We start from the raw sequence: 24,997 nt of genomic DNA, 5'->3' as shown, positions 1-24,997 counted from the left end.
GCACAGCCCCGGCATCCTCTCAGTCCGGGTCGGGCAACAGCGACCGGGTCCAGTCCCACAATCGGGCGGCCCGGCGCCAGTCCCGGAACGACCGATAGAGCGGCACCGGGCGCGGCGGGCCCGCGAGCTGCCCGAACCCCGAAGGCGCGAACAAGGTGGGCGGCACCTGCGTGCTGATCGCCGCCAGCAGCGCCGGCTGCGCGGCCTGCGCGGGGGTGTTGCCCACGCGTCGCACGACGCGGGACAGCACGCCGCCGTCGCGACGCGCACGCACGTGCGGCGCGATCCCGGTGCTCGGGGCGACGCCGGGGTGCGCGAGGTGGACCGTCAGCCCCCACTGCCGGGCGATCTCGCGGCGGGCCAGTTCGGTGGCGAACAGGCCGAGTGCGACCTTCGACGAGCCGTAGGCACGCAGCGCGCTGTAGCGCCGCTCGATCTGCGGGTCGCGCTCGTCGAAACGGGCGAAGCGGGCCGCCAGGCTGGTCTGGACGACGACCCGCGCGTGTCCGGCGGACAGCAGCGGAAGCAGCCCGAGGGTGAGCGCGACGTGCCCGAGGTAGTTCGTCTGGAAGTGCAGCTCGAACCCGTCGCCGGTGATGTGTCGTTCGCGCTCACCGAGTCCGATCATGCCGGCGTTCAGCACGAGCAGGTCGATCGGCCCGCCTTCACGGCGCAGCTGCGCGGTCAGCGCGGACACCGTCTCCAGCCGGGCGAGGTCGAGATCGAGCAGGGACAGGCGGGCGTCGGGCACGGTGCTGCGGATGCGGGCGACGGCCCGGTCGCCCTTTGTCCGGTCCCGCACGGGCAGCAGCACCTCACCGCCGGCCGCGGCCAGGGCCCGGGCGATCTCGAGGCCGACCCCGTCGCTGGCACCGGTCACCAGTGCCGTCCGTCCCCGCAGGTCGGGCAGTGCGGTGTCGGCCTGCCGACGCGGGACCGTCGTCATCGACCCTCCTCCGGTACGCCGAATCTAGCCGCAGCGTGTGACGAAGGCCAGCACGCGCCCGGGTTCACCCCAGCCCGGCGACCTCCACGCCGAGCCATTCCCCGAGGTCACGGATCTCGGCGTGCACCATCTCGCGCTCGTCGTCGTCGAACGGGATCATCTCGTGGATCGCGGCGACCACGAGTGTCTCTCTCTTCTTGTCCAGCGCGGCGTCGAGCTGTCCGACGAACCGGTCGCTGATGAGGATGGGGTGCGCGAAGTAGCCGTAGACGCGCTGCGCCTTCGGGGTGAACTGCTCGGATCTGAAGTCGAACTCGAACAGCTCGCTCAGCCGGGAGCGGTCGGCCAGCATGCTGTCGTACGGGTTGAGGATCGCCACCCGGCCGCCCGGATCGTCGTCGAGGGCCGCGATCGCCTCCGGGTCCACGCGCCACGCGCGGCTGCTGCCCTCGACCTCGGCGGGTTCACCGGCCGTGCCCACACCGGCCGACGCGGTGCCGGCCCGGGTGATGCCGGCCGCCTGCAGTCGACGGACCTGCAGCATCCGCTGTGCCTCGTCGGCGCCCAGCGGCGGCGTTGCGGGGTGCACACGCTCGGCCAGATCCCACCGGCGCATGCGGCCGACGCGTCCGACGACCGCGACCTCGCCGAGACGCTCGAGCACGTCGAGCATGCGCGGCACCTGGTTCGACCCGTACCACCCGTTCGCGTCCTTCGCCGCGACCTGACTCGTGTCGTCGATCGCCGCCGCCAGCAGCGGCCCCTCGGCGCGCAGCCGGGCGAGCACATCGGCACGGAAGCGGGCGTTCGCCTCGAGCCACGCGGTCGTGGCTCCGTAGAGGCGGTCGGGCCCCTGGCGGGCACGCACCAGCGGACGCCACGTGCCGGGGTAGAAGTGACCGGCGTACTCGAACAGCAGCCCGTCCTCTTCGACCGCCTTCGTCAGCTGCGCGGCCTCGAACGACCAGCCGATGCGCGTCCAGGGCACCGTCAGCTGGGACGGCGCGATGACGGCGGTCGGATCGATCTTGATCGGCCCGATCTGCTCGGCGACCTCGACGACGTCACCGGGGCGGTCGGCATCGAGCAGCTGGGCGCGCACGGCGATGCGGCGCGCCTGATCCCGCGTCAGCCGATGCATGCCACGAGATCCCGCCTCAGCCGGTGCATGCCACGAGGCTAGCGAGCCCCACCGACACGCGAAGCGCCGGCCAGTTGCCGCAGGGCCTCGCCGGTCAGCCGCTGGGTGGTCCACTCGTCCATGCCCTCGGCGCCGATCGAGCGGTAGAACGCGATCGAGGGCGCGTTCCAGTCGAGCACCGTCCACTCGAACCGGCCGTACCCGCGCTCGACGCAGACCTCCGCCAGCGACATCATGAGCGCCTTGCCGTAGCCGCGGCCGCGCTGGGCCTCGTCGACATAGAGGTCTTCGAGCCAGATGCCGTGGGTGCCCAGCCACGTGGAGTACGTGAGGAACCAGATGGCGATGCCGACCACCGCCCCGTCCCGCTCGACGACGTGTGCGAACACGCGCGGCTCGGCGCCGAACAGCGACGCGGTGAGCGTCTCGGTCGTGTTCTGGACGGCATCCGGTTCGCGTTCGTACACGGCGAGCGCATGGATGAGGGCGAGGATGCCGGGCTCGTCGCCCGGGCGGGCCGCCCGCACGATCGCGCCGTCGGCCAGGGTGCGGGTGTTCACGGTCCGAGCCTAGAGGTGCGCCGCGCCCGTCCGAGAACCGGATCAGCCCCGCACGGCCTCGGCGATCGGCACGTCGCCGGAGTTGAACCGGATCGTCCGGCCGATCGTCGAAGGGTCGGCCAGCACCGCGTCGATGACCGCCGCGACATCGCCGCGCGAGACGGAGCCGGACTGGTCGGCCGTCGTGTCGATGCGCCCGGTCGGCGCGTCGGGGGTGAGCCGGCTCGGGCCGAGGATCGTGTAGTCCAGGCCGCTGGCGCGCAGGTGCTCGTCGGCGGCGGCCTTCGCCTCGGCGTAGGGGAAGAACGTGTCGTCGGGGGCTATCCCGTGGTCGGTGCGCGCCCCGAAGTAGGACACCATGACGTACCGGCGCACCTCGGCCGTGACCGCGGCATCCATCGATCGGGTGGCGGCATCGCGATCGACCGCGTAGGTCCGCTCGGGGTTTCCGCCGCCGGCGCCCGCCGACCAGACGATCGCGTCATTCGCGCTGACCAGGTTGGTGAGCTGCTCGGTGTCGAAGACCTCGACATCGGCGACCAGCGGTACTGCTCCGGTCGCGGCGACCTCGGCTTCGTGGTCGGGATTGCGGATCACGCTGGTCACGTGCAGTCCGCGCTCGACGAGCAGCGGGGCGAGCTGGAGGGCGACCTTGCCGTGTCCTCCGAAGATCAGAATGCGGGCCATGGGGAGTCCTTCCGGTCGTGGTCCGAGCCTACGCACGCCCGCGAACGGAACGAAAACGGGGCACCCGGGCGCGGGGACACCGGGTGCCCCTGGGGGGGTCAAGCGGGTTACTGGACCGACCAGCCCCCGTCGCTGGGGAGGATGGCGCCGTTGATGTTGACGCCGTCGTCCGACAGCAGGAACGTGATCGAAGCGGCCAGCTGCTCGGCGGTCGCCAGCGTCGGGATCGCCGACTGGAACGGCTGCAGTCGCGCCGACCCTGCCTCGGACACGTTCGGCGGGAACGGGATGCCGGTGGCCACCCCGCCGGGGGCGACGGCGTTGACGCGGATGCCGGCCGGGCCGTACATGAAGGCCGCACTGCGGGTCATGCCGATCACGGCATGCTTGCTGGTCGTATATGCGTTGCCCGAGGCGTTGCCGCGCAGTCCGGCCTCGCTGGTGACGTTGACGACCGAACCGGTACCGGCGGCGATCATGGCCGGCAGCACCGCACGGGTGAGCTTGAAGGCGCCGGTGACGTTGACGGCCAGGACGCGGTCCCACATGGCGTCGCTCGTCTCACCGAGCGGGGAGAAGTCGTCGTTGATGCCGGCCACGTTGGCCAGCCCATCGATGCGGTCCCCGGCGGCCGCCACGATGGCATCCACCGAGTCCTGTGCGGTGATGTCGCCGGTGACGGTGATCACGCCCGGGAGCTCTGCCTGCAGCTGCTCGAGGCGCTCGGCCGACACGTCGACGGCCACGACCCGGCCGCCCTCGCGGGCGATGCGCGAGGCGGTCGCCTTGCCGATGCCCGACGCGGCGCCGGTGACGATGATCGTCTTTCCGTCGAAGCGACCGGGGGTGATCTTCTCGACCCACCCGGTGGCCTCGGCTTCGGGCATGACGCCGCCGTTGGCCTTGAGCACGAGGCCGTCGACGACCGCCTGGGGCATCTTGCCCTGGCTGAGCGCGACCATCTGCTGCAAGGGCAGTCCGCGGACCGGGGCGAGCGACTCCGCGCTCGCGCACGAGGCCGCCAGCAGTTCGAGGATGATCGGGCCGCCGACATCGCTGTCGAGCCATTCTCCGATCGTGCTCTGCGCGGTGAGCGGCCTCTGTGCCATGAGTTCCTCTTTCGTCTGCGCCGGGGATCGCCCGGAAGTGCACCGGGCTGAGTTCCCGTGCGGGAATTTCTTTCCCGTACGGGAATTTCTAGGCTTCGGGATACCGGCCCTCAAGGGCCCGGGGCCGTGAAAACACGCGGGAGGCAGGGTGGAGCACGCAGACATTCCCGGCCGCCGCGCCCGCGGCGCTCGGGCCGGCTTGGACGCGGACCGGATCGTCGCCGCGGCCCGGGGCATGGACCCCGGTACGCTCACGATGCAGTCCCTCGCCCGAGAGCTCGGGGTCGACCGCAAAGCGCTTCACCACCATGTGCGCAACCGCGAGCATCTGTTCGAGCTGCTCGCCCTCGATGCGTTCCGACGTCGCTTCGGCGAGGTCGATGTCGCGCTGGGCACGACCTGGCAGGATGCCTGTCGCGCCTACGCGCGCGGAATGGTCCAGAGCCTTCTCGACATCGGCGCCTGGGCCGAGCACTTCCGGTTCACCAGCCAACGCGACCTCGCCCTGGTGGGACCGGCGGAGGCGATCGCCGAGCGCATGCTCGCGGCCGGCTACGACGAGGTGACCGTCAGCCGGTCGATGCACCTGCTGGTCACGATCTGCACCGGATTCGCCCGCGACGCACTGGTCGGACGACGCGCCGAGGGCCACCCGCAGATCGAGGATCTGCGCCGCGCGCTCGACGGCGTCCAAGGCGAGTACGCCGCACTACGACAGCTTGTCGACGCGCGCGTGGACAACTTCGGCGACACCCAGCTCGCGTTCGACCTCGACGCGTTCATCACCGCCATCGAGCGTCTCCCCCACTGACCGGCCGGATTCCGCGAGAGAACAACGGGGCGCCGAGAGTGCGGGCAACACCCGTTCTCTCGTCCATCCGTTGTTCTCTCGCGGCTGAGGTGGGCTCGGGGACGGCCGGGGCGCAGGCGACTGCGGCGCATGCGGCGGAATGGATCGCGAGGTCGGGCGGTTGCACCGGACATGCAACGATTCGGAACGCTCTCGTTCGGCCACTACGGCCCGTTGGGCGGGGGCCGCGAACTGACCGCCGGCGATTCGCTCCGGCAGGCCATCGACCTCGCGCAGGGGATGGACGACCTCGGGGTCAACGGCGTGTACTTCCGCGTGCACCACTTCGCCCGGCAGCAGTCCGCCCCGATGCCGCTGCTGGCCGCGATCGCCGCGAAGACCGAGCGCATCGAGATGGGCACCGGCGTCATCGACATGCGCTACGAGAACCCGCTGTACCTGGCCGAAGAGGCCGCCGCCGTCGACCTCATCTCGGGCGGCCGCATCGCGCTGGGCATCAGCCGCGGGTCACCCGAGACCGTCGTGCGCGGCTATGAGGCCTTCGGCTACACGGGGGCCACCGACCCGCGCGGCGCTGACCTCGCCCGCGCCCACACCGACCTGTTCCTGCGCGCGATCGACGGCGAGGGCCTGGCCGAGCGTGACCCGCAGAGCCCGTTCGGCGGTGGCACCGGCCGGCAGCGCATCGAGCCGCACTCCCCCGACCTGCGCTCGCGCGTCTGGTGGGGTTCGGGGACCCGCGAGACGGCCGAGTGGACCGGCCGGATGGGTCTGAACCTCATGTCGTCGACGCTGGTGACCGAGGCCGACGGACGCCCGTTCGACATCCTGCAGGCCGAGCAGATCGACGTTTTCCGCGCCGCGTGGCGCGAGGCCGGGCACCCCGGCACGCCGCGCGTGTCGGTCAGCCGGTCGGTGTTCCCGATCACGACGGCCGAGGACGAGCTGTACTTCGGACACAGCCAGGAGGGCGACGGCATCGGCTACATCGACGGCTTCCGCTCGACGTTCGGCAAGACCTACGCCGCCGCTCCCGACGTGCTCATCGAGCAGCTGAAGCAGGATGCCGCGGTCATGTCGGCCGACACCCTCATGCTCACGATCCCCTCCCAGCTGGGCGTAGAGTTCAACCTGCGCATCGTCGAGTCGTTCGCGACGCACGTCGCGCCCGCGCTGGGCTGGGAGCCGACCCTCAGTCGCTGATCCCCGGGCCGGTAACCCGGTACCGGCGTTCGATCCCGCGCGTGGCCCGCCCCCCACTCGCTGTCAGCGACGCGCTGCTGGTGCCGGGCGAACGCGTCCGCGTCGGCGAACATCTCCGAGACACGCCACACCAGCGGATCGTCGGTCGCCCGCACCTCGAATGCCATGCACCCCGGCTCTGCCCGGGTCAGTGCGATGTGCTGCGGCAGGTGCGCGCGCACCGTCGCGGCCTGATCGGCATCGGAACAGACCAGTTCCCCCTGCAGCTCCACGCGGTCCATCCGACCAGTATCGTCGCCCGGCGGCATCCACGCCGGACCGCGTAGCAGACGGCGACACGGAGCACCAAGCGCACCGATCCCATTGCCTGAGAATCGCCGGGTGGACACCTCCCCACACTGCCGTGAAAAACGTGAATAATGTGAGGTATGACCACAGCTCAGGCCACCGGCTACAGTGCGATCTCCAGCTACTCGAGGGTGGAGCTGATGCACATGCTGCAGCAGAAGTCTCCCCGCACGATCTCCGAGCTCACGGCGGCGAGCGGACTGCACGCCAACACCGTGCGCGAGCACCTGCAGCGGCTCATCGACGACGGCTACGTCGTGACCGAGACCGAGCGTCGCACCACCCGGGGCCGGCCCCGCGTGCTCTACAGCGCGGCCGACGGCGACGCCGCATCGAGCCCTATCCAGCGGCGACGCGTGCGCGCCGCCGCCGAGCGCGGCGACCTCATGCGGCGGGTGCTGCCGGGCTCCACGCCGGAGTCCTTGGACACCGACGCCCTGCACCAGCTCGACGCGATCGTCGATGACCTGGTGGATGCCGGGTTCGATCCGATCATCGACGAGAACGACCTGTCGATCGAGCTGACCCCGTGCCACCAGGCGCAGGCGCAGGCCGAGCACCTGGAGGTGCTCTGCCAGGTGCACCTGAGCATCATGCAGGGGGTGCTCACCGAGGCGGGCGGACCGCTCGAGGTCGCCGGCATCCGGCCCGCGTGCGACCCGACCGAATGCGTCGTGCTGCTGCGGCACACCGGCCGCACCCGGGAACCCGCCGCCTGACCGCGCTCAGAGGCGGAGACGCTCGGCGCCGGCGTACACGTTCATCGTGTCGCCGCGGAGGAATCCGACCAGCGTCAGCCCGGCGCCGGCGGCCAGCTCGACCGCGAGCGACGACGGCGCCGAGACGGCCGTGAGCATTGGGATGCCGGCCATCACGGCCTTCTGCGCCAGCTCGAAGCTGGCCCGGCCCGACACCATCAGCGCCGTGCCGCGCAGCGGCAGCCGGTCGCCGAGCACCGCCCAGCCCACCACCTTGTCGACGGCGTTGTGCCGGCCGACGTCTTCGCGGACGACCAGCAGCTCCCCGGTCGCAAGGTCGAACAGCCCCGCTGCATGCAGCCCGCCGGTCTTGTCGAAGACCCGCTGCTCGGAGCGCAGCCGTTCGGGCAGGTCGACCAGCAGGGCCGGGTCGACCACCGTGTCGTCGGCGGACAGGTCGAACGCCGACACGGTCGCGACCGCCTCGATCGACGCCTTGCCGCACACGCCGCACGAACTGGTCGTGTAGAAGTTGCGCGCGAGGTCGGATGCCGGCAGCGCCACCCCCGCGGCGAGGGTGACATCGAGCACGTTGTAGGTGTTGCCCTCGCCAGCCGCGGTGCCGAGCACCTGCAGGCTCGCCGTGCCCGGCGCCGCCCCACCGGCATCCACCGCTGTCGCCGGCGTGCCGCCGGTGCCCGGACCGCCGCAGTGGATCGCCGAGGCGAACTGGCCGGCGTGAGTGAGCACGCCTTCGGAGACGAGGAAGCCGGCGGCCAATTCCACGTCGTGGCCGGGGGTGCGCATGGTCACCGTCAGCGGAGCGCCGCCCACCCGGATCTCGAGGGGCTCTTCGACGGCGAGCGTGTCGGCGCGACGACGACTGGCCCCGCCGGTGGAGATCTTGACGACGGGTGCGCGAGCGGTGATGCGCCCCACGTCAGCCGCCGATCGCGTTCATTCCCCGCACCGGCTGGAGGAACGACGGGTCGTTGATCGCGTGCCCGGGCAGCTTGCCGCGCACGCATGCGCGCAGCACCCGGTCGACGTCGGCGTCGGCGCCGTCGCCGCGCAGCACCGGCAGCAGATCGTATTCACTGGTGGAGAACAGGCAGTTGCGCAGCTGACCGTCGGCGGTCAGCCGCATGCGGTCGCAGTTGCCGCAGAACGGGGCGGTCACCGACGCGATGATGCCCACCGCCGCCGGGCCGCCGTCGAGCAGGAACAGTTCGGCCGGCGCGCCGCCGCGCCCGGGCACCCCGGTCAGCTCCCAGCGCGCGCCGAGCGTGGCGAGCATCTCGTCGCGGGTGACCATCGACGTCCGGTCCCAGGTGTGGCCGGCATCCAGCGGCATCTGCTCGATGAACCGCAGCTGGGCGTCGTGCGCGAGGGCGAACTCGACCAGGTCCACCAGCTCGGTGTCGTTGACGCCGCGCATGGCCACGGCGTTGAGCTTGAGGGGGCGCAGTCCGCTGGCGGCCGCCGCGGCGATCCCCTCGAGCACATCGTCGAGCCGGTCGCGACGGGTCAGGGTGCGGAACTTCTCGCGGTCGAGCGTGTCGATCGAGATGTTCAGCCGCTTCAGGCCGGCCTCCACCAGAGCGGGCAGCAGTTCGGGCAGGCGGATGCCGTTGGTCGTCATCGCGATGTCGACGGGGCCGTCCGGGCCCTCGACCTGTGACAGGCGCGCCACCACCTCGACGATGTCGCGGCGCAGCAGGGGCTCCCCGCCGGTGAGCCGGAAGGTGGTGATGCCCGCGGCGGCGGCCACCCGGGCGACGCGCACGATCTCGTCGGTGGTCAGGATGCTCTCGCGCGCGAGCCACTCGTTGCCCTGCTCGGGCATGCAGTAGGTGCACCGCAGCGAGCACCGGTCGGTGAGGGAGATGCGCAGATCGCGGTGCACCCGGCCGAACGTGTCGACCAGCGCCGTGCCCTCCGATTCGGCCGCATCGACGCCCACCGCAGCACGGTGGGTGAGGATGAGAGGTACGGCCGCCATGCCATCGAGGCTACTCGCCGATCGCACCCCGGAGGCCGTCTGCGGCCGGGGAAACCGCAAACGCGATTAATCACGGCCCCCCGGCGGGCCGCGGGTCATGCCACCCGCGTACCCTCACCTTCAGGCACTCGAAAGGAGCGTGCGGTGGATTTCCTCGACCCGCTGGCGCTGGCACGGTGGCAATTCGGTCTGACGACCCTTTACCACTATCTGTTCGTCCCCCTGACCCTCGGCATGGCCCTGACGGTCGCCATCTTCCAGACCGTGTGGCATCGCACCGGCAACGTGAAATGGCTGAACCTGACGCAGCTGTTCGGGAAGATCTTCCTCATCAACTTCGCGATGGGGGTCGTCACCGGCATCGTGCAGGAGTTCCAGTTCGGGATGAACTGGTCCTCGTACTCCCGGTTCGTCGGCGACATCTTCGGCGCCCCGCTGGCGTTCGAGGGTCTGCTGGCGTTCTTCTTCGAGGCGACTTTCATCGGTCTGTGGATCTTCGGGTGGGATCGCCTGCCGCGGGCGCTGCACCTGGCATCCATCTGGGCCGTCGCGTTCGGATCGACCCTGTCGGCGTACTTCATCCTCGCCGCCAACGCCTTCATGCAGAACCCGGTCGGCTACACGCTGAACCCCGAGGCCGGGCGCGTGGAGCTGACGGACTTCGTCGCGGTGCTCACCAACCCGGTCGTCCTCGCCGCGTTCCCGCACACGCTGTTCTCGGCGTTCATGTTCGCCGGCGCGGTCGTGATCGCCGTCTCGGCCTGGCACCTCTCCCGCGGCCAGCACCTGGAGACGATGCGCGCTTCGCTGAAGTACGGCCTGTGGTTCACGATCGTCACGTTCGGGCTCACCGCCCTCACCGGCGACCAGCTGAGCCTGGTCATGGTCGATACCCAGCCGATGAAGATGGCCGCCGCCGAAGCGCTCTGGCATACCGCGTGCGGGGCCGACGCATCGTTCTCGCTCTTCTCGATCGGCACACCCGACGGCACGGCCGAGGTGTGGTCGCTGCGCGTGCCCTACCTGCTGTCCTTCCTGTCGACGCACTCGTTCGACGGCTGCGTCGAAGGGCTGCACGACCTGCAGGCGCTGTACGAGCAGCAGTTCGGCGCCGGCATCGACTACATGCCCGTCATCTGGGTGACGTACTGGTCGTTCCGCTGGATGATCGGGCTGGGCGCCGCATCGGCCCTCGTCGCGGTCGCGGGCCTGTGGGTGACGCGCAAGAACGCCAAGCGCCCGGTGGCCAAGTGGATGTGGAAGGTCGCGATCTGGTCGGCTCCGCTCCCCCTGCTGGGCAGCCTCGTCGGCTGGGTGTTCACCGAGATGGGCCGCCAGCCGTGGATCGTGTTCAGCCTCATGCTCACCGAGGACGGCGTCTCGCCGAATGTGCCCGGCTGGACGGTGCTCGTCTCGCTGATCGCGTTCACCGCGATATACGCCGCCCTCGCGGTCGTCGAGTTCGGGCTGATCCGCAAGGCCGCGCAGAAGGGCCCCGCGCCCCTGCCCGAGCCCGGCTCCCCGGAAGCCGGCTCCCCCACCCCCACCGCGACCACGGTCTACTAGGAGGACGTCATGGATCTCGCCTACCTGTGGTTCTTCATCGTCGGATTCCTGTTCGTCGGCTACTTCGTGCTCGACGGGTTCGACTTCGGCGTCGGCATGGCTCTGCCGTTCCTCGGCAAGGACGAAGTGTCCCGCCGCCAGGTCATCAACACCATCGGACCGGTCTGGGACCTCAACGAGACGTGGGTCATCGTCGCCGGCGCGTGCCTGTTCGCCGCGTTCCCCGAGTGGTACGCGACGCTGTTCAGCGGGTTCTATCTGGCGCTGCTGGTGATCCTGCTGGCGCTCATCGCCCGCGGCGTGTCGTTCGAGTACCGCCATCAGCGTGACTCGCTGCGGTGGAAGCGCGGCTTCGACCGGATGATCTTCTGGGGGTCGGCGCTGCCGGCGTTGCTGTGGGGCGTGGCGGTGGGCAACATCGTGCAGGGCGTCCCGCTGGATGCCGATCACGAGTTCACCGGCTCGCTGCTGACGCTGCTCAACCCGTACGGGCTGTGGGTGGGCATCACCACGCTGCTGCTGTTCTGGCTGCACGGTGTGCACTTCGTCGGGCTGAAGACCGACGGTCAGGTGCACCACGACGCCCAGGCGCTGGGCAAGAAGCTCGCGCTGCCGACGATCGTGTTCGCGGCGGGCACCGTGATCTGGACGACGATCCTCGCCGCCGAGCGGGAGGCTCCGCTGCTGTGGGCGGTCGTGGCGTGCGGCGTGATCGCCGCGCTCGCGCTGTTGGCTTCCGTGGCGCTGAACTGGGTCGACCGCGACGGCATCGCCTTCGCCGCCGGTGCCGTGACCGTCGCCTTCGCGGTGCTGACCCTCTGGCTGGCGCTGTTCCCCTACGTCATGCCGTCCTCTCCCGATCCGGTTCACAGCCTGACGATCGAGAACGCGTCGAGCACCGATTACACGCTCCAGATCATGAGCTGGACGGTGCTGATCTTCCTTCCGCTGGTGCTGCTGTACCAGGGCTGGACGTACTGGGTGTTCCGCAAGCGCGTCACCCGGGCGCGCATGGAGGAGGCCGAGGCCGCCCCCGCCCACTGACCCGGCGGGGGCGTGACCACGCCGGGCACACCCGGCCGCCGCCGCACGGCACCCGGCTCATCGGGCAGGCGACGAGCAGAACAGGCAGGATCGAGTCATGGCAACGTCGGGCGACACCCCTGCGCGCCGGCGCGGGCGGCCGGTCGACCCCCGGCTGCTGCGGTACGGGCGCGCGTCGCGCGGGTTCTTCGTCGCGATCGGGGTGATCAGCCTCGCGCAGACCCTCACGATCGTCGCCTTCGCCTGGCTGCTCACCACGGGTGTCACCACGGTGATCGCCGGGGGCGACCTCACCCCCACGCTGGTGGCCTTCGTCGCCGTGATCGCCCTGCGGGCCGGATTGGTGTGGGTGCGCGAGCTGGTCGCCGCCCGGGCCGCTGCCCGCGTGCAGGGTCAGCTGCGCGCCGCGCTGATCGACGCGGTGGGCGTGCTCGGACCGGGCTGGCTCGCCACGCACAACAGCGCCCGCCTCGCGGTGGTCGCCGGACGGGGCCTCGAGGCCCTCGACGCGTACTTCGGGCGCTACCTGCCGCAGCTGGTGCAGACCGCGATCGCCACCCCGATCCTGGTGGCGGTGATGTGGGCGCACGACTGGATCTCCGGCGTGACCGTCGTGGCCACGATCCCGCTGATCCCCGTGTTCATGGCTCTCATCGGTGTGGCCACCCGGGCTGTGCAGCAGCGCCAGTGGAGCACGCTGGGCCGGCTGGCCTCCCGGTTCGCCGACACGGTCCGCGGACTGTCGACGCTCAAGGTGTTCGGCCGGCAGCACCGCGCGGTGCGCTCGATCGAGCAGGTGACCGACCAGTACCGCCGCGAGACGATGCGCGTGCTGCGGGTGTCGTTCCTGTCCGGGTTCGCGCTGGAGTTCTTGGCCTCGATCTCGGTCGCCATCATCGCGGTGTCGATCGGCTTCCGGCTCTTGGGCGGCGAGCTTCCCCTGTTCGTCGGCCTGTTCGTACTCCTGCTGGCCCCGGAGGCCTATCTGCCGCTGCGCCAAGTGGGCGTGCAGTTCCACGCCGCCGCCGAGGGCGTGGCGGCCACCGACGACGTGTTCGCGGTGCTCGACGCGGCCGCCGCCGTGACTCCGGCGCCCCCGGCCGAGCCGTCCACCGCCGCGATCGGTGCGGGAGTGCTCGTCCTCGACGACGTGCGGGTGCGTCGCGGCGACCGCACGCTGCCTCCGGTCTCCTTCACTGCCCGGCCGGGGACGATCACCCTCCTGGAGGGGCCGAGCGGAGCCGGCAAGTCCAGCCTGTTCGCGGCCCTGATGGGCGGCGCCGACTTCGACGGCACGGCCACCTACGGTTCCCGGGATGTCCGGGCGCTGTCGCCGGCGACGTGGCTGGCGTGGGCGGGCCAGCAGCCGGGGCTTGTGGCCGGCACCGTCGCCGACAACATCACCCTCGGCGACACGACTCCCGACCCCGCCCTGGTCGCCCGGGCCCGCGCCCTCGCACTGCTGGACGACGTGCCCGCCGCCCAGAGCCTCGGCGTGCAGGGCGCCGGCCTGTCGGGGGGCCAGGCCCAGCGGGTGGCGGTCGCCCGCGCGTTCTACCGGCACCTGCGCGGCCTGGGTCCGGTGCTCGCGCTGGACGAGCCCAGCGCGGCGCTCGACACAGAGACGGAGGCCGCCCTGTGGGCGTCGCTGCGCACCTTCGCCGAGGGCGGCGCCCTCGTGCTGCTGGTGTCGCATCGTCGCAGCGCCCGGTCGATCGCCGACACGGTCGTGTCGCTGTCCGCGGAGGTGACGGCATGACCCCCGCCGACGTGCTCCGCCGCGCCATGCCGCCCGCCCGGCGGTTCTGGCCCAGCGCCGCCTCGGGATTCCTGTCGGAGGCCTCGGCGGTGGCGCTGCTGGCCGTCAGCGCGTGGCTGATCGTGCGCTCCGCCGAGCAGCCGTTGGTCATGTACATCACCGCCGCCGTCGTGGGCGTCCGGGCCTTCGCCCTGTCGCGCGCCGTCTTCCGCTATACCGAGCGGGTGGCCGGGCACGACGCGGCGCTGCGCCAACTGGCATCCACCCGCACCGATCTCGTCCGCCGGCTCGTGCCCCTCGCTCCCGACGGCCTCACCCGCACGCGGCGGGGTTCGATGCTGGCCACCCTCGTCGATGACGTCGACGAGCTGCAGAACCTGCCCTTGCGCGTGGTGCAGCCGCTCATCTCTTCGGCCGCCGTCGCCGTCGGCGCGGTCGTCCTCGTCGCGTTCGTGTGGTGGCCGGCGGCGCTGACCCTGCTGGCCTGCCTGGTGGCCGCGGGCGTGGTCGCCACCGGCTGGGGGTGGCTGTCCGGCTCCCGGGCCGAGCGGGCGATCGCGCCGCTGCGCGGCCGCCTGACCGACGCCGTCGTCGACCATCTGGGCAGCCTCGACGTGCTCATCGCATGCGGTGCCGTGGATGCCGGGCGGCAGCGGATCGCGCAGGCCGACGCCGCCCTGCGTCGCGCGGTCGTCCGCCGTGCGGGGGCGCAGGCGGGCACCGGAGCGGTCGTGTCGCTGCTGGCCGGCGCCGCGTCGCTGCTGGCCCTGCTCGCCGTCGTTCCGGGCCTGGGCAGCGGCGCGATCACCGGACCCGCGGCGGCGGTGACAGTGCTGGTCCCGATGGCGGTGTTCGAAGTCTTCGCTGCCGTGCCCCTGGCCGCCGCGTCGTGGCGGCAGGTGCGCGCGGCCGCCGAGCGCATCGCCCACGCGCTGCCCGACGTGGTGCCCCCGGAACTGCCGTACGAACCCGACGAGGCCGATGCCGCCGACGCGGACCCGGTGATGCTGGGCGAGGGGCTGCGGCTGCGCGGCGTGACGGCGCACTGGCCCGGCGACCCCGAACCCACCCTGCGCGGGGTCGACCTCGACGTCCGGCCGGGCGAGCGGGTGCTCGTGGTCGGGTCGAGTGGGGCGGGCAAGACGACGCTGGCCCACGTGCTCGTGCGGTTCCTCGACGCGACCGGCTCGTACCGCCTGGGCGGCCGGGAGGTGCGCGACCTGTCCCCCGACGCCGTGCGCCGGGTCGTCGGCCTGTGCGAGCAGCAGCCGATGCTGTTCGATGAGGACATCCGGCAGAACCTGCTGTTCGCCCGCGACACGGCGACCGACGCCGAGCTCGAGGCCGTCCTGGGACGGGTGGGCCTGGGCGCCTGGCTGCGCGAGCGCGGCGGACTGGACGCGCGCGTGGGCGAGCGCGGCGCGCTCGTCTCGGGCGGGCAGGCCCAGCGCATCGCGCTGGCCCGTGCGCTGCTGCGCGGGTTCCCGGTGCTCGTGCTGGACGAGCCGACCGCGGGTGTGGATCCGGCGGCGTCCACCGCACTGCTGACCGATCTGCTGTCGGCCGTCGGCGACGATCAGGCCGTCGTCGTCATCTCGCACGTCGAGGTGCCGCCGCACCTGATCGACCGCACCCTCCGCCTGGAGTCCGGCCGACTGCACTGAGCCGGATTGATCACCGCCGCACGAGACGCACCTCGGTGGGCGGCACCCGCAGGCGCACCGGCAGCCCCGGCGTCAGGCCCAGCGCGGCGACGTCGTCCACCGACACTTCTGCCACGACGACCGGCTCGGCGGTGTGCACGCGCACTCCCGACGGGCTCTGCTCCAGGCGCGTCACGCGCGTGAGCCATTCGCCCGGGACGATGGGCCGCTCGCGGTCGAGGCGCAGCGCCGCCGTCCAGGTCTGCTCGGCGGCGCGGCTGACCGTCACGGCGGCGGGCCGGAACACCGCCGCGACCTCGTCGCCGTCGGTGAGGGATGCCGGGGCGCTGCCGGCCAGCACCGGACCGCCGTCACCGCCGGTCCACCGACCGTCGACGGCACGGCCGACCAGGCGATTGAGACCGGCCAGGCTCGCCGCGAACGCGGTGGCCGGGTGGGCGAGCACTTCGCGCATCGGGGCGTCCTGGGTGACCCGGCCGTCTTCGAGCACGACCACCCGCGCGGCCAGCGCCGCCGCGTCGACGGCGTCGTGGGTGACCATGACCGTCGTGATCCCGGCGCGCAGCTCGGTGATGACCGAGCGGATGCCGTCGGCGGTCACCGGGTCGAGCGAGGTCAGCGGCTCGTCCAGCAGCAGTACGTCCGGCGCGGCGGCCAGCGCACGGGCGAGCGCGACACGCTGCTGCTGACCGCCGGAGAGCGCGGCGGGACGCTGCCCGCCCATCCCGGGCAGGCCCACCCGCCACAGCAGTTCGTCGGCCTGTGCCGCCGCGTGGCGGCGTTCGGTGCCGCGGGCGCGCAGCGCGAAGGCGACGTTGTCGCGTGCCGTCATGTGCGGGAACAGCCGCGGGTCCTGACCCAGCAGCACGACGCCGCGGCGGTCCGGCGCCACCCGGGCCTTCCGCCCGCGGGCCGGGCTCCCCTCAGTGGTGGGGCGACGCCCCGACACGAGCCGGCCCGCCACGCTCACATAGCCGTCGGTCAGCCGGGTGAACCCGGCCACGGCCGACAGCAGGGTGGACTTGCCGGCACCGCTCGGGCCCATGACCGCCACCATCTCCCCCGCGGCGGCCGCCAGCACGGCGTCCACGGCGAAGCCGCGCGCACGACGCACGACGACGTGCGCGTCGAGGTGGGCCGAACCGTCGCCGGTCATCGCATCGCTCCCGGGCGCCAGGCGCGCACCAGCAGCAGCACGCCGACGGCGGTGAACAGCAGCAGCAGGGCCAGGGCGATGGCGGTGCCCTGCGAGACGCCGGCGCCGTTGAACGCCGTGTAGATCGCCAGCGGCATCGTGCGGGTGGTGCCGGGCGCGTTGCCGGCGAACAGGGCGGTCGCCCCGAACTCGCCGACCGCGCGCGCGAAGCACAGCACGGTGCCGGCGACCAGCCCGGGGGCGGCCAGCGGCAGCGTCACCCGCCACAGGATCGTCCACCGGCCGGCGCCCAGCGCGGCCGCCGCCGCCTCATAGCCCACGCCGGTCGCACGCAGCGAGCCCTCGAGGGCGAGGACGAGGAACGGTAGGGCGACGAAGGTCTGGGCGAGCACGACCGCGGTCGTCGAGAACGGGATCTGCACGCCCCACTGCTCCAGCACCGGTCCCAGCCAGCCGGAGCGGCCGAACAGGAACAGCAGGGCGACACCGCCGACCATGGGCGGCAGCACGAGCGGCACGGTGACCACGGCGCGCAGCAACGCCGCGGTGCGGCTGCCGGCGCGGGCGATCAGCAGGGCGAGCGGCACGCCCAGCACGAGACACACGGCGGTCGCGATCAGCGCCGTCCGCAGCGACAGTCCGAGCGCCGCCAGCGCTTCGGGCGCGGTGACGTCGGCCCACAGCGTCGACCAGTCGACGCGGCCGACGAGGGCGGCCAGCGGCACCACCAGCAGGGCGATGCCCACCAGCGCGGGCAGGACGAGGACCGCCGGGACGAATCCGCGCGCGTCGCGGTCGGCGCCGCTCACGGGGCGCCGAAACCGTGGTCGGCCAGCACGGCCCGCCCGACCGGGCCGCGCACGAAGGCGACGAACGCCTCCGCAGCGGCGGCGTGGGGCGCATCGTCGAGCACAACGACAGGGTAGCGGTTGACCACCGCGTCGGCTCCGGCCGTCTCGACGGTCTCGACCTCGCCGGCGGCGAGCGCCGCATCGGTGACGTACACGAGCCCCGCGTCGGCTTCGCCGGCGGCGACCTTGGTGAGCACCGCGGTCACATTCTGCTCGAAGCTGTCGACGGCGGCGGCGACACCGGCCGCATCCAGGACGCGGTCAGACGCCGTGCCGCACGGCACCTCCGGTGCGCACAGCACGACGGTGAGCGCCTCATCGGACAACGATTCGATGCCGGTGACGCCGCCCGGGTTGCCGGCCGGCACGATGAGCGTCAGCGTGTTCGTCGCGAACAGTCGCGGGTCGCCGGCCAGCCCGGCATCCACCACCTTCTGCATGTTGGCCTCGTCCGCCGAGGCGAACACATCGACCGGCGCACCCTCGATGATCTGCGTCGCCAGCGTCGACGAGCCGTCGTAACTGGGCACGACCTGCACGCCCGGGTGCTCGGCCGTGAATGCGGCGGCGAGTTCGTCGAACGGCGCGGTCAGCGATGCGGCGGCCGACACGGCGACCGGCCCGGTCAGCCCGTCGGCGGCCGGCGCGGTGCCGGTGCCGCCGGCGCAGCCACCCAGCAGGAGGACGGCCGCCGCCAGCGGCGTCGCGACGATCCGGCGACGCATCGGTCAGCCGCCGGGTGTCTCGACGACGACGTGGGTCGCCTTGACGACGGCCACGGCCAGAGAGCCGGGCTCGAGGCCGAGCTCACGGACGGCCTCCGCCGACAGCAGCGACACGACCCGGTGGGGGCCGGCCTGGATGTCGACCTGTGCCATGACGCCGTCGACCTGCACCCGGGTCACCAGCCCGACGAATCGGTTGCGGGCGCTGGAGAGCACGTCGGTGGGGTCGGCGGCCGCCGACTGCGCCTCGACCGCGTAGGCGGCCAGCGCGTCGCCGGGGATCGTGGTCGGCGACCCACCCGTGGTCGGCAGGGTGCCGCGCTCGACCAGCCGCCGCACTGTGTCGTCGCTGACACCCAGCAGCCGCGCGGCCTGGGCGATGCGGAAGCTCTGCATGGATGCCACGCTACACCGCGGCTGCGGTTCTCTCCCCCGTGATTATTCCGCATCTGCGCCTGAGTGTGCCCCGGACGACCGCGTAATTCCCGGCCGCGCGCGGCGCCCGGCCCGGTGCCCGCGACTACGCTGAACACATGCCCCTGCCCCCGCTCGTCGCGCCCGTGGCCGCACTGTCGCCCGCCGAGCGCGAGCGCACGCTGCGTCACGCGACCCTCGCCGGCTTCGGTGAGATCGGACAGCGACGCCTGGCCGCCGCACACGTGGGCGTCATCGGCGTCGGGGGCCTCGGCAGTCCCGTCATCCTCGCGCTCGCGGCCGCCGGGGTGGGCACGCTCACCGTCATCGACGACGATGTCGTCGAGGTCACGAACCTGCACCGCCAGATCCTGCACCGGCACGCCGACATCGGCGCCGACAAGCTCGACTCGGCGGTGCGCGCCGCCGCCGACCTGTCGCCGGAGACGGTCGTGCGCCCGCAGCGCACCCGACTGACCGCCGACAACGCCGCCGAGCTGCTGGCCGGCGCCGACCTGGTCATCGACGGCAGCGACACCTTCGCCACCCGCACCGACGTCGCCGCCGCGTGCGAGACCCTCGGCATCCCCCTGGTGTGGGGCGTGCTGCAGGAATACCACGCCCAGATCACCGTGTTCTGGTCCGCACCCCCGGCCGGCGTCGCGCCCGTGCGCCTGGGCGACCTGTACCCGGCCGACCAGGCCGGCGAACCGCCGTCGTGCAGCGCGGTCGGGGTGCTCGGCGCCCTGTGCCTGCAGGTCGGCGGCATGCTGGCCACCGAGGCGATCAAGCTGATCACCGGCATCGGTGAGCCGCTGCTGGGCCGGATCGCCGTCGTCGACAGCCTGCGCGGCACGCAGCGCGAGATCCCCCTCACCCCCGCCGAGACCCGGATGGAGCCCATGACCGCTGACGTGACGCCCCCGCCCCCGCCGCCGATCCCGCAGCTGACCGCCGAGGAGATGCTCGCCGCGCAGGCCGCCGGCGCCACCCTGCTCGACGTGCGCGAGCCGTTCGAGACGGCGACCGGCATCGTGGCCGACTCGGTGCTGATTCCGCTCGGCGACTTCTTCGCCGACCCCGGACAGGTCGACGGGGACAGCGTCGTGGTGATCTGCGCCCACGGCGTCCGCGCGCAGCGGGCGGCCGAGGTGCTGCAGGCGCGCGGTGTGCAGGCGTCGGTGCTCGCCGGCGGACTGGCCGCCTGGGCGTCATGACCGGCGCCCCGGTCGCGGTCGAGACCCAGCTCGACCGCGTCCTGGCATCCACCCCCCTGCTGGGGGCCGAGACGGTCGCGGTGGCCGACGCGGCCGGACGCACCCTGCGCGCCCCGGTGCGGGCGGCCGTCGACATCCCGGTGTTCGACAACTCGGCGATGGACGGGTTCGCGGTGCGGTTCGCCGATGTGCACGAGGCCGGCCCCGCGCACCCGGTCGCGCTGACGGTCGTCGCAGACCTTCCCGCCGGGACCGCCGAGGACCCTCCGTTGGGCGCCGGCCAGGCCGCGCGCATCATGACCGGGTCGCCGGTGCCGACCGACGCCGATGCGATCGTGCCGTTCGAAGACACCGCCGGGGGCCTGGCCGACTCGCTGGGCACCGTCACGGTGCAGCGGGCGCCACGCACGGCCGGCGCGCACATCCGCCGCACCGGCGAAGACGTCCGCGCCGGGGACGAGGTGCTGCCGGCCGGCATCGTGCTCGGTGCGTGGCAGCAGGGCGCGGCGGCCGCCGCCGGGGTGGCCGAGGTGACGGTCGCGCGACGCCCCCGCGTGGCGGTGATCTCCACCGGCAGCGAACTGGTGGCGCCCGGACAGTCCCTGCAGCGCGGGCAGATCCCCGAATCGAACAGCGTGCTGCTGGCGGGCCTGGCTCTGGCCGCCGGCGCCGAGGTCGTGCACCGGACCAGCGTCGACGACGAGGGTCGGCAGCTGCAGGAGACCCTCGCGAAGCTGCTGGCCGCGGTGGACGTCGTCGTGTTCTCCGGCGGGGTCAGCGCGGGCGCGTACGAAGTCGTGAAGAACGAGCTGGCCGGGGCGATGGCGTTCACGAAGGTCGCGATGCAGCCCGGCAAGCCGCAGGGGTTCGGCGTCGCGGACTCCGGTGCGCTGCTGTTCGGCCTGCCCGGCAACCCCGTCAGCGCGGCCGTGTCGTTCGAGGTGTTCGTGCGCCCGGCGCTGTGCGCGATGCAGGGCCGCACGACCGTGGCGCGCCCGGTCCTGCGTCTGCCGGCATCCACCGCCTGGCGCACGCCGCCGGGGCGCCGCCAGTTCCTGCCCGCGGCGATCGACCGCAGCGACCCGGCGCGCTGGACGGCCGGTCCGGCGACCCCCGGCGGCTCCGGATCGCACCGGGCGGGCGGGCTGGGCGTCGCCGAGGCGTACATCGTCGTGCCCGCCGAGGTGGATGCCGTGGCCGCCGGCGACGCGGTCGATGTCTGGATGTTGGAAGGATGACCCCATGAGCTTCACGCACCTCGACGAGGCCGGCCACGCGCGCATGGTCGATGTGACCGCCAAGCAGCCCACCGTGCGCTCGGCCACCGCGCGCGGGTTCGTGCGCTGCGCGCCGGACGTGGTGGCGGCGCTGCGCGACGGCACCGTGCCGAAGGGCGATGTGCTGGCCGTGGCGCGGATCGCCGGCATCCAGGCCGCGAAGCAGACCCCCGCCCTGCTGCCGCTGGCGCACGTGATCGGGGTGCACGGTGCCGTCGTGGACCTCGAGATCGTCGACGACGGTGTGGAGGTCTCCGCCACCGTGCGCACCGCCGACCGCACGGGCGTCGAGATGGAGGCGCTGACGGCGGTGGCCGTGACCGGGCTCGCCGTCGTCGACATGGTCAAGGGCATGGACAAGGCCACCGCGATCGAGAACGTGCGCATCACGGCGAAGACCGGCGGCAAGAGCGGCGACTGGGTACGGCCGGAATGACCGCCGCGGTGCTGCTCGCCGGGGGACGCGCGACGCGGCTGGGCGGCCGCGACAAGCCGCGGCTCGACGTCGGCGGGCGGTCGCTGCTGCAGCATGCGCTGGATGCGGTGGCCGGGTGCGCGCCGGTCATCGTGGTGGGCGATGCGGGCGCCGAGCACCTCCCGGGTGGCGGCGCCGTGCAGTGGGTGCGCGAGCAGCCCCGGTTCGCCGGTCCGGCCGCCGCGGTGGTGGCCGGGGTGCGGGCGCTGGATTCGGCCCCGGAGCCGCCGGAGTGGACGCTGCTGCTGGCGAGCGATCTGCCGCGGGCCGGCGACGCGGTGGCCCGGGTGCTGCGCGACCTGCCGCTGCTGCCGGGCGATGTCGACGGCGTGTGCCTGGGCGACCCGTCGTCCCGGCCGCAGTGGCTCACCGGGGCCTATCGCACCCGGGTGCTGCGGCGGGCGGCGGCCGCGCTGCCGGCCGACGGCGCCGACGCGTCGATGCGCGACCTGCTGGCGGACCTGGCCATCGCGATGGTCGCCGCGCCGGCCGACGAGACCGCCGATGTGGATACATGGGAAGATCTGGAGAAGGCCCGTGCACGCTACGGCGGGCCGGAGGAGGAGCGAGCATGAGTGAGAAGACCCTTCCGCCCGAGGCCCTCGACGCGTGGGCTGCGGCCCTGCGCACGCGGTTCGGGCTGAGCGAGCAGGACCTGCCGATCTCGCTGATCCTCGACCTGGCCCGCGACGTGGCCGTCGGGGTCGCGCGCCCCGCCGCACCCTTCAGCGCGTATGCCGCCGGCCTGATCGCCGGCCGTGCTGGCGGTGCGCCCGAGGACGTCGCCGCCGCGGTGGCCGTCATCACGGAGATGGCCAAGGAGTGGGAGGGCTGATGGCCCGCGTCCGCTATTTCGCCGCCGCCGAGGAGATGGCCGGCCGCGCCGAGGAGCAGCGGCCCGAGACGACGCTCGGCGCGCTGCGCACCGCCCTGGCCTCCGAGCGGCCCGGGCTGGGCGGCATCCTGCCGCGCTGCGCCGTGCTGGTCGACGGCGCCCGCGTTCCCGACGACGCCCCGCTGGGCGCCGACGCGCTCGTCGACGTGCTGCCCCCGTTCGCCGGCGGGTGACCGGCGAGGAGGTCGCTACCCGCCCAGGCCTTTCCAGGCGGTGCTGCCGTCGGCTTCGACCTGACGCTTCCACACCGGCAGCGACCGCTTGATGTCTTCGATGACCTCACGGCAGATCTCGAACGACTCGGCGCGGTGCGGGGTCGCCACCGCGATCACCACGGCCGCCTCCCCCACCGTGAGCCGCCCGATCCGGTGACTGACGGCGACGATCGCCGGGCGGCCCGCCATGGCGCGCAGGGCGATCTCGCGCAGCGTCTTCTCGGCGTCGGGGTGTGCGCTGTACTCCAGCGCGACGACGGCGGTCGCCGCATCCGGGTCATGGTCGCGCACCGTGCCGATGAAGCTCGCCACGGCCCCGGCGGACCGATCGTCGACGGCCGCCAGGTGGGCGGCCACGTCGAGCGGCTGCTCGCTGATCTGCGCGATGCGCACCTCGGCCATCAGTGGTCGCCCCCTTCGAGCTGGTCCAGAACATGTGCGGCCACCGACAGCACCACCGGCAGCCCGGTCGCCACGGCCGCCGGTGAACCCGGCAGATTCACGATGAGACTCGTGGAGGCCACCCCCACCAGCCCCCGGGTCAGCATGCCGTGCGGCTTCTCGGCGGCGTCGCGACGGCGCAGCTCCTCGGCGATGCCGGGCAGTTCCCGGTCGAGCACCCGCGCCGTGCCCTCGGGCGTCTGGTCGCGCGGGGACACGCCCGTGCCCCCGGTCGTGACGACCAGCCGGATGCCGGCGTCCAGCGCCGCGCGCAGGGCCGCCTCGACACTGTCGGCGCCGTCGGCGATCACCGTGGCATCCACCATGAAGGCCCCGGAGTCGCGCAGGCCGGCCACGGCGACCGGACCGCTGCGGTCCTCGCGTTCGCCCCGCGCGGTGCGGTCGGACACCGTGATGACCCGTGCGCGCAACTGCATGTCCTCAGCCTAGGCGTGGCGCGGTCGGCCGGACCGGCGCCCCGCTCTCACGGCTTGGGCGCACGGGCGTCGCGCAGCATCCCGCCGACCACGAGCGCGCCGGCGCCGACGAGCACGAGCAGCCACAGGCCGAGTGCGTACGAGTTGGTGTCGGCGTGGTAGGTGGCACCCATGACCAGCGGCGGGAAGTATCCGCCCAGGCCGCCGGCGGCGGCCACGACACCGGTCACGGCGCCGACCTTGTCCGGCGGGGTCGAGGGGCCGACCCAGGCGAACACCGCGCCCATGCCCAGTCCCATCGCCGAGGCCATGAGCAGGAACACGACGCCGGTGAGCACGCCCTCGGGCGGCTGCTGTCCGACGATGTAGGCGGTGGCCACGATGCCGGCCAGCGACACGAGCGAGATCACCTTCGGCCCGAACCGGTCGGCCAGCACACCGCCGATGGGCCGCGCCACGACGGCCGCCGCGGCGAACAGCGCGGTCCGGGTGCCGGCGCCCACGGCATCCACATCGCCCGGGTAGATCGTCAGCAGGTACTTGGGCAGGTAGGTCGAGAAGGCGACGAAGCCGCCGAAGACGATGGCGTACAGGAACGACATCTGCCAGGTGATGACGAGCTTGAGCGCCCCGGTCACCTTGGGGATCAGCGCCTGGTGGCTGGGCTTCCACACCGGCGACTCGCGCATGCCGAACCAGACGACGGCGGCCATCGCGATCATGACGCCCGCGATGAGCAGGTGCGTGGGCAGGTAGCCGATGCCTTCGGCCAGGCGCGGCGTCGCGAACGCGGACACGGCCGTGCCGATCATGCCCATGCCGAAGACACCGTTGGCGAAGCCGCGGCGCGCCGGCGGGAACCACGCGCTCGAGAACGGGATGCCGATCGCGAAGATCGTGCCGGCCACGCCCAGCAGGAAACCGGACACCAGCAGCAGCCAGTAGCTGCCGATGCTGCCGGCCAGCGCCACCAGCAGCACCGGCGGCACACCCGCCAGCAGCACGAAGGTGAACATCTTGCGTCCGCCGAACCGGTCGGTCATGGCGCCCACGACGATGCGGCCGAGCGCGCCGACGAGCACCGGCATGGCCAGCATGATCGAGATCTGGCCCTGGTCGAGCCCCATCTCGGTGGCATAGATGTTCTGCAGCGGCGCGATCGTCATCCACGCCCAGAACCCGACGGTGGAGGCCAAGGTGGCCAGGATCACCTGCCCCAGTCCGCCACGCAGGTTCGGTTCGGCGGCCGTGGCCGATTTCTCCGGGATGGTCGTCGACATGCGGTCTCCTTGATCAGGCCGACTGGGCGGCTCCGGCGCAGTGTCACCGGCGCTTCGCGACCCAACCTAGCGGCGC

Annotated in this window: 27 protein-coding genes and 1 pseudogene; 13 read left to right on the top strand and 15 right to left on the bottom strand. The window is 72.7% G+C overall.

Translation table 11 applies throughout. The annotated features are described in order from the left end of the window. Positions 1–19 precede the first annotated feature (19 nt). The 5 genes from ACQ143_RS09090 to ACQ143_RS09070 form a co-directional block, all read right to left on the bottom strand. Entirely contained in the window at positions 20–946 is a 927-nt protein-coding gene (locus ACQ143_RS09090; RefSeq protein ID WP_449570369.1) for an SDR family oxidoreductase, read from the bottom strand. 64 nt (positions 947–1,010) lie between these two features. Then, on the bottom strand, positions 1,011–2,087 hold the full coding sequence (locus ACQ143_RS09085; protein ID WP_449570368.1) for a DNA glycosylase AlkZ-like family protein: 1,077 nt from the start codon (positions 2,085–2,087) through the stop codon (positions 1,011–1,013). Between the two features lie 38 nt (positions 2,088–2,125). Beyond that, the gene (locus tag ACQ143_RS09080; protein ID WP_449570367.1) at positions 2,126–2,647 is read right to left on the bottom strand and encodes an N-acetyltransferase family protein; all 522 of its coding nucleotides are present in this window, start codon (positions 2,645–2,647) and stop codon (positions 2,126–2,128) included. Positions 2,648–2,689: 42 nt separating this feature from the next. Continuing rightward, positions 2,690–3,334: an SDR family oxidoreductase gene (locus ACQ143_RS09075; protein ID WP_449570366.1), complete on the bottom strand. Its 645-nt coding sequence runs from the start codon at positions 3,332–3,334 to the stop codon at positions 2,690–2,692. A gap of 107 nt (positions 3,335–3,441) precedes the next feature. Continuing rightward, complete coding sequence (locus ACQ143_RS09070; RefSeq protein ID WP_449570365.1) at positions 3,442–4,443, bottom strand: SDR family NAD(P)-dependent oxidoreductase; 1,002 nt, start codon at positions 4,441–4,443, stop codon at positions 3,442–3,444. Positions 4,444–4,591: 148 nt separating this feature from the next. Between ACQ143_RS09070 and ACQ143_RS09065 the strand changes: the two genes are divergently transcribed. Then, positions 4,592–5,254, top strand: coding sequence for a TetR/AcrR family transcriptional regulator C-terminal domain-containing protein (locus ACQ143_RS09065; RefSeq protein ID WP_449570364.1), 663 nt, complete (start codon positions 4,592–4,594; stop codon positions 5,252–5,254). Positions 5,255–5,425: 171 nt separating this feature from the next. Continuing rightward, positions 5,426–6,457: an LLM class flavin-dependent oxidoreductase gene (locus ACQ143_RS09060; RefSeq protein ID WP_449570363.1), complete on the top strand. Its 1,032-nt coding sequence runs from the start codon at positions 5,426–5,428 to the stop codon at positions 6,455–6,457. 131 nt (positions 6,458–6,588) lie between these two features. On the opposite strand, the pseudogene ACQ143_RS09055 reads toward ACQ143_RS09060, so the two are convergent. Continuing rightward, positions 6,589–6,738 (bottom strand): annotated as a pseudogene (locus ACQ143_RS09055) (putative quinol monooxygenase); the annotation flags it as partial. A 147-nt stretch (positions 6,739–6,885) separates the two neighbouring features. On the opposite strand from ACQ143_RS09055, the gene ACQ143_RS09050 reads away from it, so the two are divergent. Continuing rightward, positions 6,886–7,524, top strand: a complete 639-nt coding sequence (locus tag ACQ143_RS09050; RefSeq protein WP_449570362.1) for an ArsR family transcriptional regulator — start codon at positions 6,886–6,888, stop codon at positions 7,522–7,524. A gap of 6 nt (positions 7,525–7,530) precedes the next feature. Here ACQ143_RS09050 and fdhD read toward each other — a convergent pair whose 3' ends face one another. Next, complete coding sequence (fdhD, locus tag ACQ143_RS09045) at positions 7,531–8,442, bottom strand: formate dehydrogenase accessory sulfurtransferase FdhD (RefSeq protein ID WP_449570361.1); 912 nt, start codon at positions 8,440–8,442, stop codon at positions 7,531–7,533. A 1-nt stretch (position 8,443) separates the two neighbouring features. After that, positions 8,444–9,505, bottom strand: coding sequence for a GTP 3',8-cyclase MoaA (gene moaA, locus ACQ143_RS09040; protein ID WP_449570360.1), 1,062 nt, complete (start codon positions 9,503–9,505; stop codon positions 8,444–8,446). Between the two features lie 144 nt (positions 9,506–9,649). On the opposite strand from moaA, the gene ACQ143_RS09035 reads away from it, so the two are divergent. The 4 genes from ACQ143_RS09035 to cydC all read left to right on the top strand — a co-directional run bounded on the left by ACQ143_RS09035 (position 9,650) and on the right by cydC (position 15,538). Then, positions 9,650–11,071 (top strand): cytochrome ubiquinol oxidase subunit I, encoded by a 1,422-nt coding sequence (locus ACQ143_RS09035; protein ID WP_449570359.1) that lies wholly within the window; start codon positions 9,650–9,652, stop codon positions 11,069–11,071. Between the two features lie 9 nt (positions 11,072–11,080). Further along, positions 11,081–12,115: a cytochrome d ubiquinol oxidase subunit II gene (gene cydB, locus ACQ143_RS09030; protein ID WP_449570358.1), complete on the top strand. Its 1,035-nt coding sequence runs from the start codon at positions 11,081–11,083 to the stop codon at positions 12,113–12,115. 97 nt (positions 12,116–12,212) lie between these two features. After that, positions 12,213–13,874 (top strand): thiol reductant ABC exporter subunit CydD, encoded by a 1,662-nt coding sequence (gene cydD / locus ACQ143_RS09025; protein ID WP_449570357.1) that lies wholly within the window; start codon positions 12,213–12,215, stop codon positions 13,872–13,874. Further along, a complete protein-coding gene (gene cydC / locus ACQ143_RS09020) occupies positions 13,871–15,538 on the top strand; it encodes a thiol reductant ABC exporter subunit CydC (protein WP_449570356.1) in 1,668 nt (555 codons plus the stop codon). Before cydD ends, cydC begins: the two co-directional genes overlap by 4 nt. Positions 15,539–15,548: 10 nt before the next feature. Here cydC and ACQ143_RS09015 read toward each other — a convergent pair whose 3' ends face one another. The 4 genes from ACQ143_RS09015 to ACQ143_RS09000 are packed head-to-tail and all read right to left on the bottom strand — an operon-like array spanning position 15,549 to position 18,666. Continuing rightward, positions 15,549–16,694, bottom strand: coding sequence for an ABC transporter ATP-binding protein (locus tag ACQ143_RS09015; protein WP_449570355.1), 1,146 nt, complete (start codon positions 16,692–16,694; stop codon positions 15,549–15,551). Then, positions 16,691–17,503 (bottom strand): ABC transporter permease, encoded by an 813-nt coding sequence (locus ACQ143_RS09010; protein ID WP_449570354.1) that lies wholly within the window; start codon positions 17,501–17,503, stop codon positions 16,691–16,693. Before ACQ143_RS09010 ends, ACQ143_RS09015 begins: the two co-directional genes overlap by 4 nt. Beyond that, positions 17,500–18,270, bottom strand: a complete 771-nt coding sequence (gene modA / locus ACQ143_RS09005; protein ID WP_449570353.1) for a molybdate ABC transporter substrate-binding protein — start codon at positions 18,268–18,270, stop codon at positions 17,500–17,502. Before modA ends, ACQ143_RS09010 begins: the two co-directional genes overlap by 4 nt. A 3-nt stretch (positions 18,271–18,273) precedes the next feature. After that, the gene (locus ACQ143_RS09000; RefSeq protein ID WP_449570352.1) at positions 18,274–18,666 is read right to left on the bottom strand and encodes a TOBE domain-containing protein; all 393 of its coding nucleotides are present in this window, start codon (positions 18,664–18,666) and stop codon (positions 18,274–18,276) included. A 137-nt stretch (positions 18,667–18,803) separates the two neighbouring features. On the opposite strand from ACQ143_RS09000, the gene ACQ143_RS08995 reads away from it, so the two are divergent. The 6 genes from ACQ143_RS08995 to ACQ143_RS08970 are packed head-to-tail and all read left to right on the top strand — an operon-like array spanning position 18,804 to position 22,721. Further along, a complete protein-coding gene (locus ACQ143_RS08995; protein WP_449570351.1) occupies positions 18,804–19,901 on the top strand; it encodes a ThiF family adenylyltransferase in 1,098 nt (365 codons plus the stop codon). Next, positions 19,898–21,139, top strand: a complete 1,242-nt coding sequence (locus tag ACQ143_RS08990) for a molybdopterin molybdotransferase MoeA (protein ID WP_449570350.1) — start codon at positions 19,898–19,900, stop codon at positions 21,137–21,139. Before ACQ143_RS08995 ends, ACQ143_RS08990 begins: the two co-directional genes overlap by 4 nt. Positions 21,140–21,143: 4 nt before the next feature. Then, entirely contained in the window at positions 21,144–21,614 is a 471-nt protein-coding gene (moaC, locus tag ACQ143_RS08985; protein ID WP_449570349.1) for a cyclic pyranopterin monophosphate synthase MoaC, read from the top strand. Further along, the gene (mobA, locus tag ACQ143_RS08980; RefSeq protein WP_449570348.1) at positions 21,611–22,228 is read left to right on the top strand and encodes a molybdenum cofactor guanylyltransferase; all 618 of its coding nucleotides are present in this window, start codon (positions 21,611–21,613) and stop codon (positions 22,226–22,228) included. Before moaC ends, mobA begins: the two co-directional genes overlap by 4 nt. Further along, the gene (locus ACQ143_RS08975) at positions 22,225–22,488 is read left to right on the top strand and encodes a DUF6457 domain-containing protein (protein ID WP_449570347.1); all 264 of its coding nucleotides are present in this window, start codon (positions 22,225–22,227) and stop codon (positions 22,486–22,488) included. The genes mobA and ACQ143_RS08975 overlap by 4 nt, the downstream gene beginning before the upstream one ends. Beyond that, a complete protein-coding gene (locus ACQ143_RS08970) occupies positions 22,488–22,721 on the top strand; it encodes a MoaD/ThiS family protein (RefSeq protein WP_449570346.1) in 234 nt (77 codons plus the stop codon). The genes ACQ143_RS08975 and ACQ143_RS08970 overlap by 1 nt, the downstream gene beginning before the upstream one ends. A 15-nt stretch (positions 22,722–22,736) precedes the next feature. Here ACQ143_RS08970 and ACQ143_RS08965 read toward each other — a convergent pair whose 3' ends face one another. Genes ACQ143_RS08965 through ACQ143_RS08955 form a run of 3 tightly spaced genes read right to left on the bottom strand, consistent with a single transcriptional unit; the run spans position 22,737 to position 24,921 of the window. Beyond that, the gene (locus ACQ143_RS08965; protein ID WP_449570345.1) at positions 22,737–23,165 is read right to left on the bottom strand and encodes a molybdenum cofactor biosynthesis protein MoaE; all 429 of its coding nucleotides are present in this window, start codon (positions 23,163–23,165) and stop codon (positions 22,737–22,739) included. Continuing rightward, the gene (locus ACQ143_RS08960) at positions 23,165–23,641 is read right to left on the bottom strand and encodes a MogA/MoaB family molybdenum cofactor biosynthesis protein (RefSeq protein WP_449570344.1); all 477 of its coding nucleotides are present in this window, start codon (positions 23,639–23,641) and stop codon (positions 23,165–23,167) included. Before ACQ143_RS08960 ends, ACQ143_RS08965 begins: the two co-directional genes overlap by 1 nt. Positions 23,642–23,688: 47 nt before the next feature. After that, positions 23,689–24,921, bottom strand: a complete 1,233-nt coding sequence (locus tag ACQ143_RS08955) for an MFS transporter (protein ID WP_449570343.1) — start codon at positions 24,919–24,921, stop codon at positions 23,689–23,691. Positions 24,922–24,997: the final 76 nt, after the last annotated feature.

The sequence above is a fragment of the Microbacterium pollutisoli genome (assembly GCF_053586795.1).
This window is presented reverse-complemented; position numbering and strand designations above follow the sequence as displayed.

Bases quoted from the DNA above. Each gene is read 5' to 3' on its own strand.
- ACQ143_RS09090 (WP_449570369.1), bottom strand. From the start codon at position 946: ATGACGACGGTCCCGCGTCGGCAGGCCGACACCGCACTGCCCGACCTG.
- ACQ143_RS09085 (WP_449570368.1), bottom strand. From the start codon at position 2,087: ATGCATCGGCTGACGCGGGATCAGGCGCGCCGCATCGCCGTGCGCGCC.
- ACQ143_RS09075 (WP_449570366.1), bottom strand. From the start codon at position 3,334: ATGGCCCGCATTCTGATCTTCGGAGGACACGGCAAGGTCGCCCTCCAG.
- ACQ143_RS09070 (WP_449570365.1), bottom strand. From the start codon at position 4,443: ATGGCACAGAGGCCGCTCACCGCGCAGAGCACGATCGGAGAATGGCTC.
- ACQ143_RS09060 (WP_449570363.1), top strand. From the start codon at position 5,426: ATGCAACGATTCGGAACGCTCTCGTTCGGCCACTACGGCCCGTTGGGC.
- ACQ143_RS09050 (WP_449570362.1), top strand. From the start codon at position 6,886: ATGACCACAGCTCAGGCCACCGGCTACAGTGCGATCTCCAGCTACTCG.
- moaA (WP_449570360.1), bottom strand. From the start codon at position 9,505: ATGGCGGCCGTACCTCTCATCCTCACCCACCGTGCTGCGGTGGGCGTC.
- cydB (WP_449570358.1), top strand. From the start codon at position 11,081: ATGGATCTCGCCTACCTGTGGTTCTTCATCGTCGGATTCCTGTTCGTC.
- cydD (WP_449570357.1), top strand. From the start codon at position 12,213: ATGGCAACGTCGGGCGACACCCCTGCGCGCCGGCGCGGGCGGCCGGTC.
- cydC (WP_449570356.1), top strand. From the start codon at position 13,871: ATGACCCCCGCCGACGTGCTCCGCCGCGCCATGCCGCCCGCCCGGCGG.
- ACQ143_RS09015 (WP_449570355.1), bottom strand. From the start codon at position 16,694: ATGACCGGCGACGGTTCGGCCCACCTCGACGCGCACGTCGTCGTGCGT.
- modA (WP_449570353.1), bottom strand. From the start codon at position 18,270: ATGCGTCGCCGGATCGTCGCGACGCCGCTGGCGGCGGCCGTCCTCCTG.
- ACQ143_RS09000 (WP_449570352.1), bottom strand. From the start codon at position 18,666: ATGCAGAGCTTCCGCATCGCCCAGGCCGCGCGGCTGCTGGGTGTCAGC.
- ACQ143_RS08995 (WP_449570351.1), top strand. From the start codon at position 18,804: ATGCCCCTGCCCCCGCTCGTCGCGCCCGTGGCCGCACTGTCGCCCGCC.
- ACQ143_RS08990 (WP_449570350.1), top strand. From the start codon at position 19,898: ATGACCGGCGCCCCGGTCGCGGTCGAGACCCAGCTCGACCGCGTCCTG.
- moaC (WP_449570349.1), top strand. From the start codon at position 21,144: ATGAGCTTCACGCACCTCGACGAGGCCGGCCACGCGCGCATGGTCGAT.
- mobA (WP_449570348.1), top strand. From the start codon at position 21,611: ATGACCGCCGCGGTGCTGCTCGCCGGGGGACGCGCGACGCGGCTGGGC.
- ACQ143_RS08975 (WP_449570347.1), top strand. From the start codon at position 22,225: ATGAGTGAGAAGACCCTTCCGCCCGAGGCCCTCGACGCGTGGGCTGCG.
- ACQ143_RS08970 (WP_449570346.1), top strand. From the start codon at position 22,488: ATGGCCCGCGTCCGCTATTTCGCCGCCGCCGAGGAGATGGCCGGCCGC.
- ACQ143_RS08965 (WP_449570345.1), bottom strand. From the start codon at position 23,165: ATGGCCGAGGTGCGCATCGCGCAGATCAGCGAGCAGCCGCTCGACGTG.
- ACQ143_RS08960 (WP_449570344.1), bottom strand. From the start codon at position 23,641: ATGCAGTTGCGCGCACGGGTCATCACGGTGTCCGACCGCACCGCGCGG.
- ACQ143_RS08955 (WP_449570343.1), bottom strand. From the start codon at position 24,921: ATGTCGACGACCATCCCGGAGAAATCGGCCACGGCCGCCGAACCGAAC.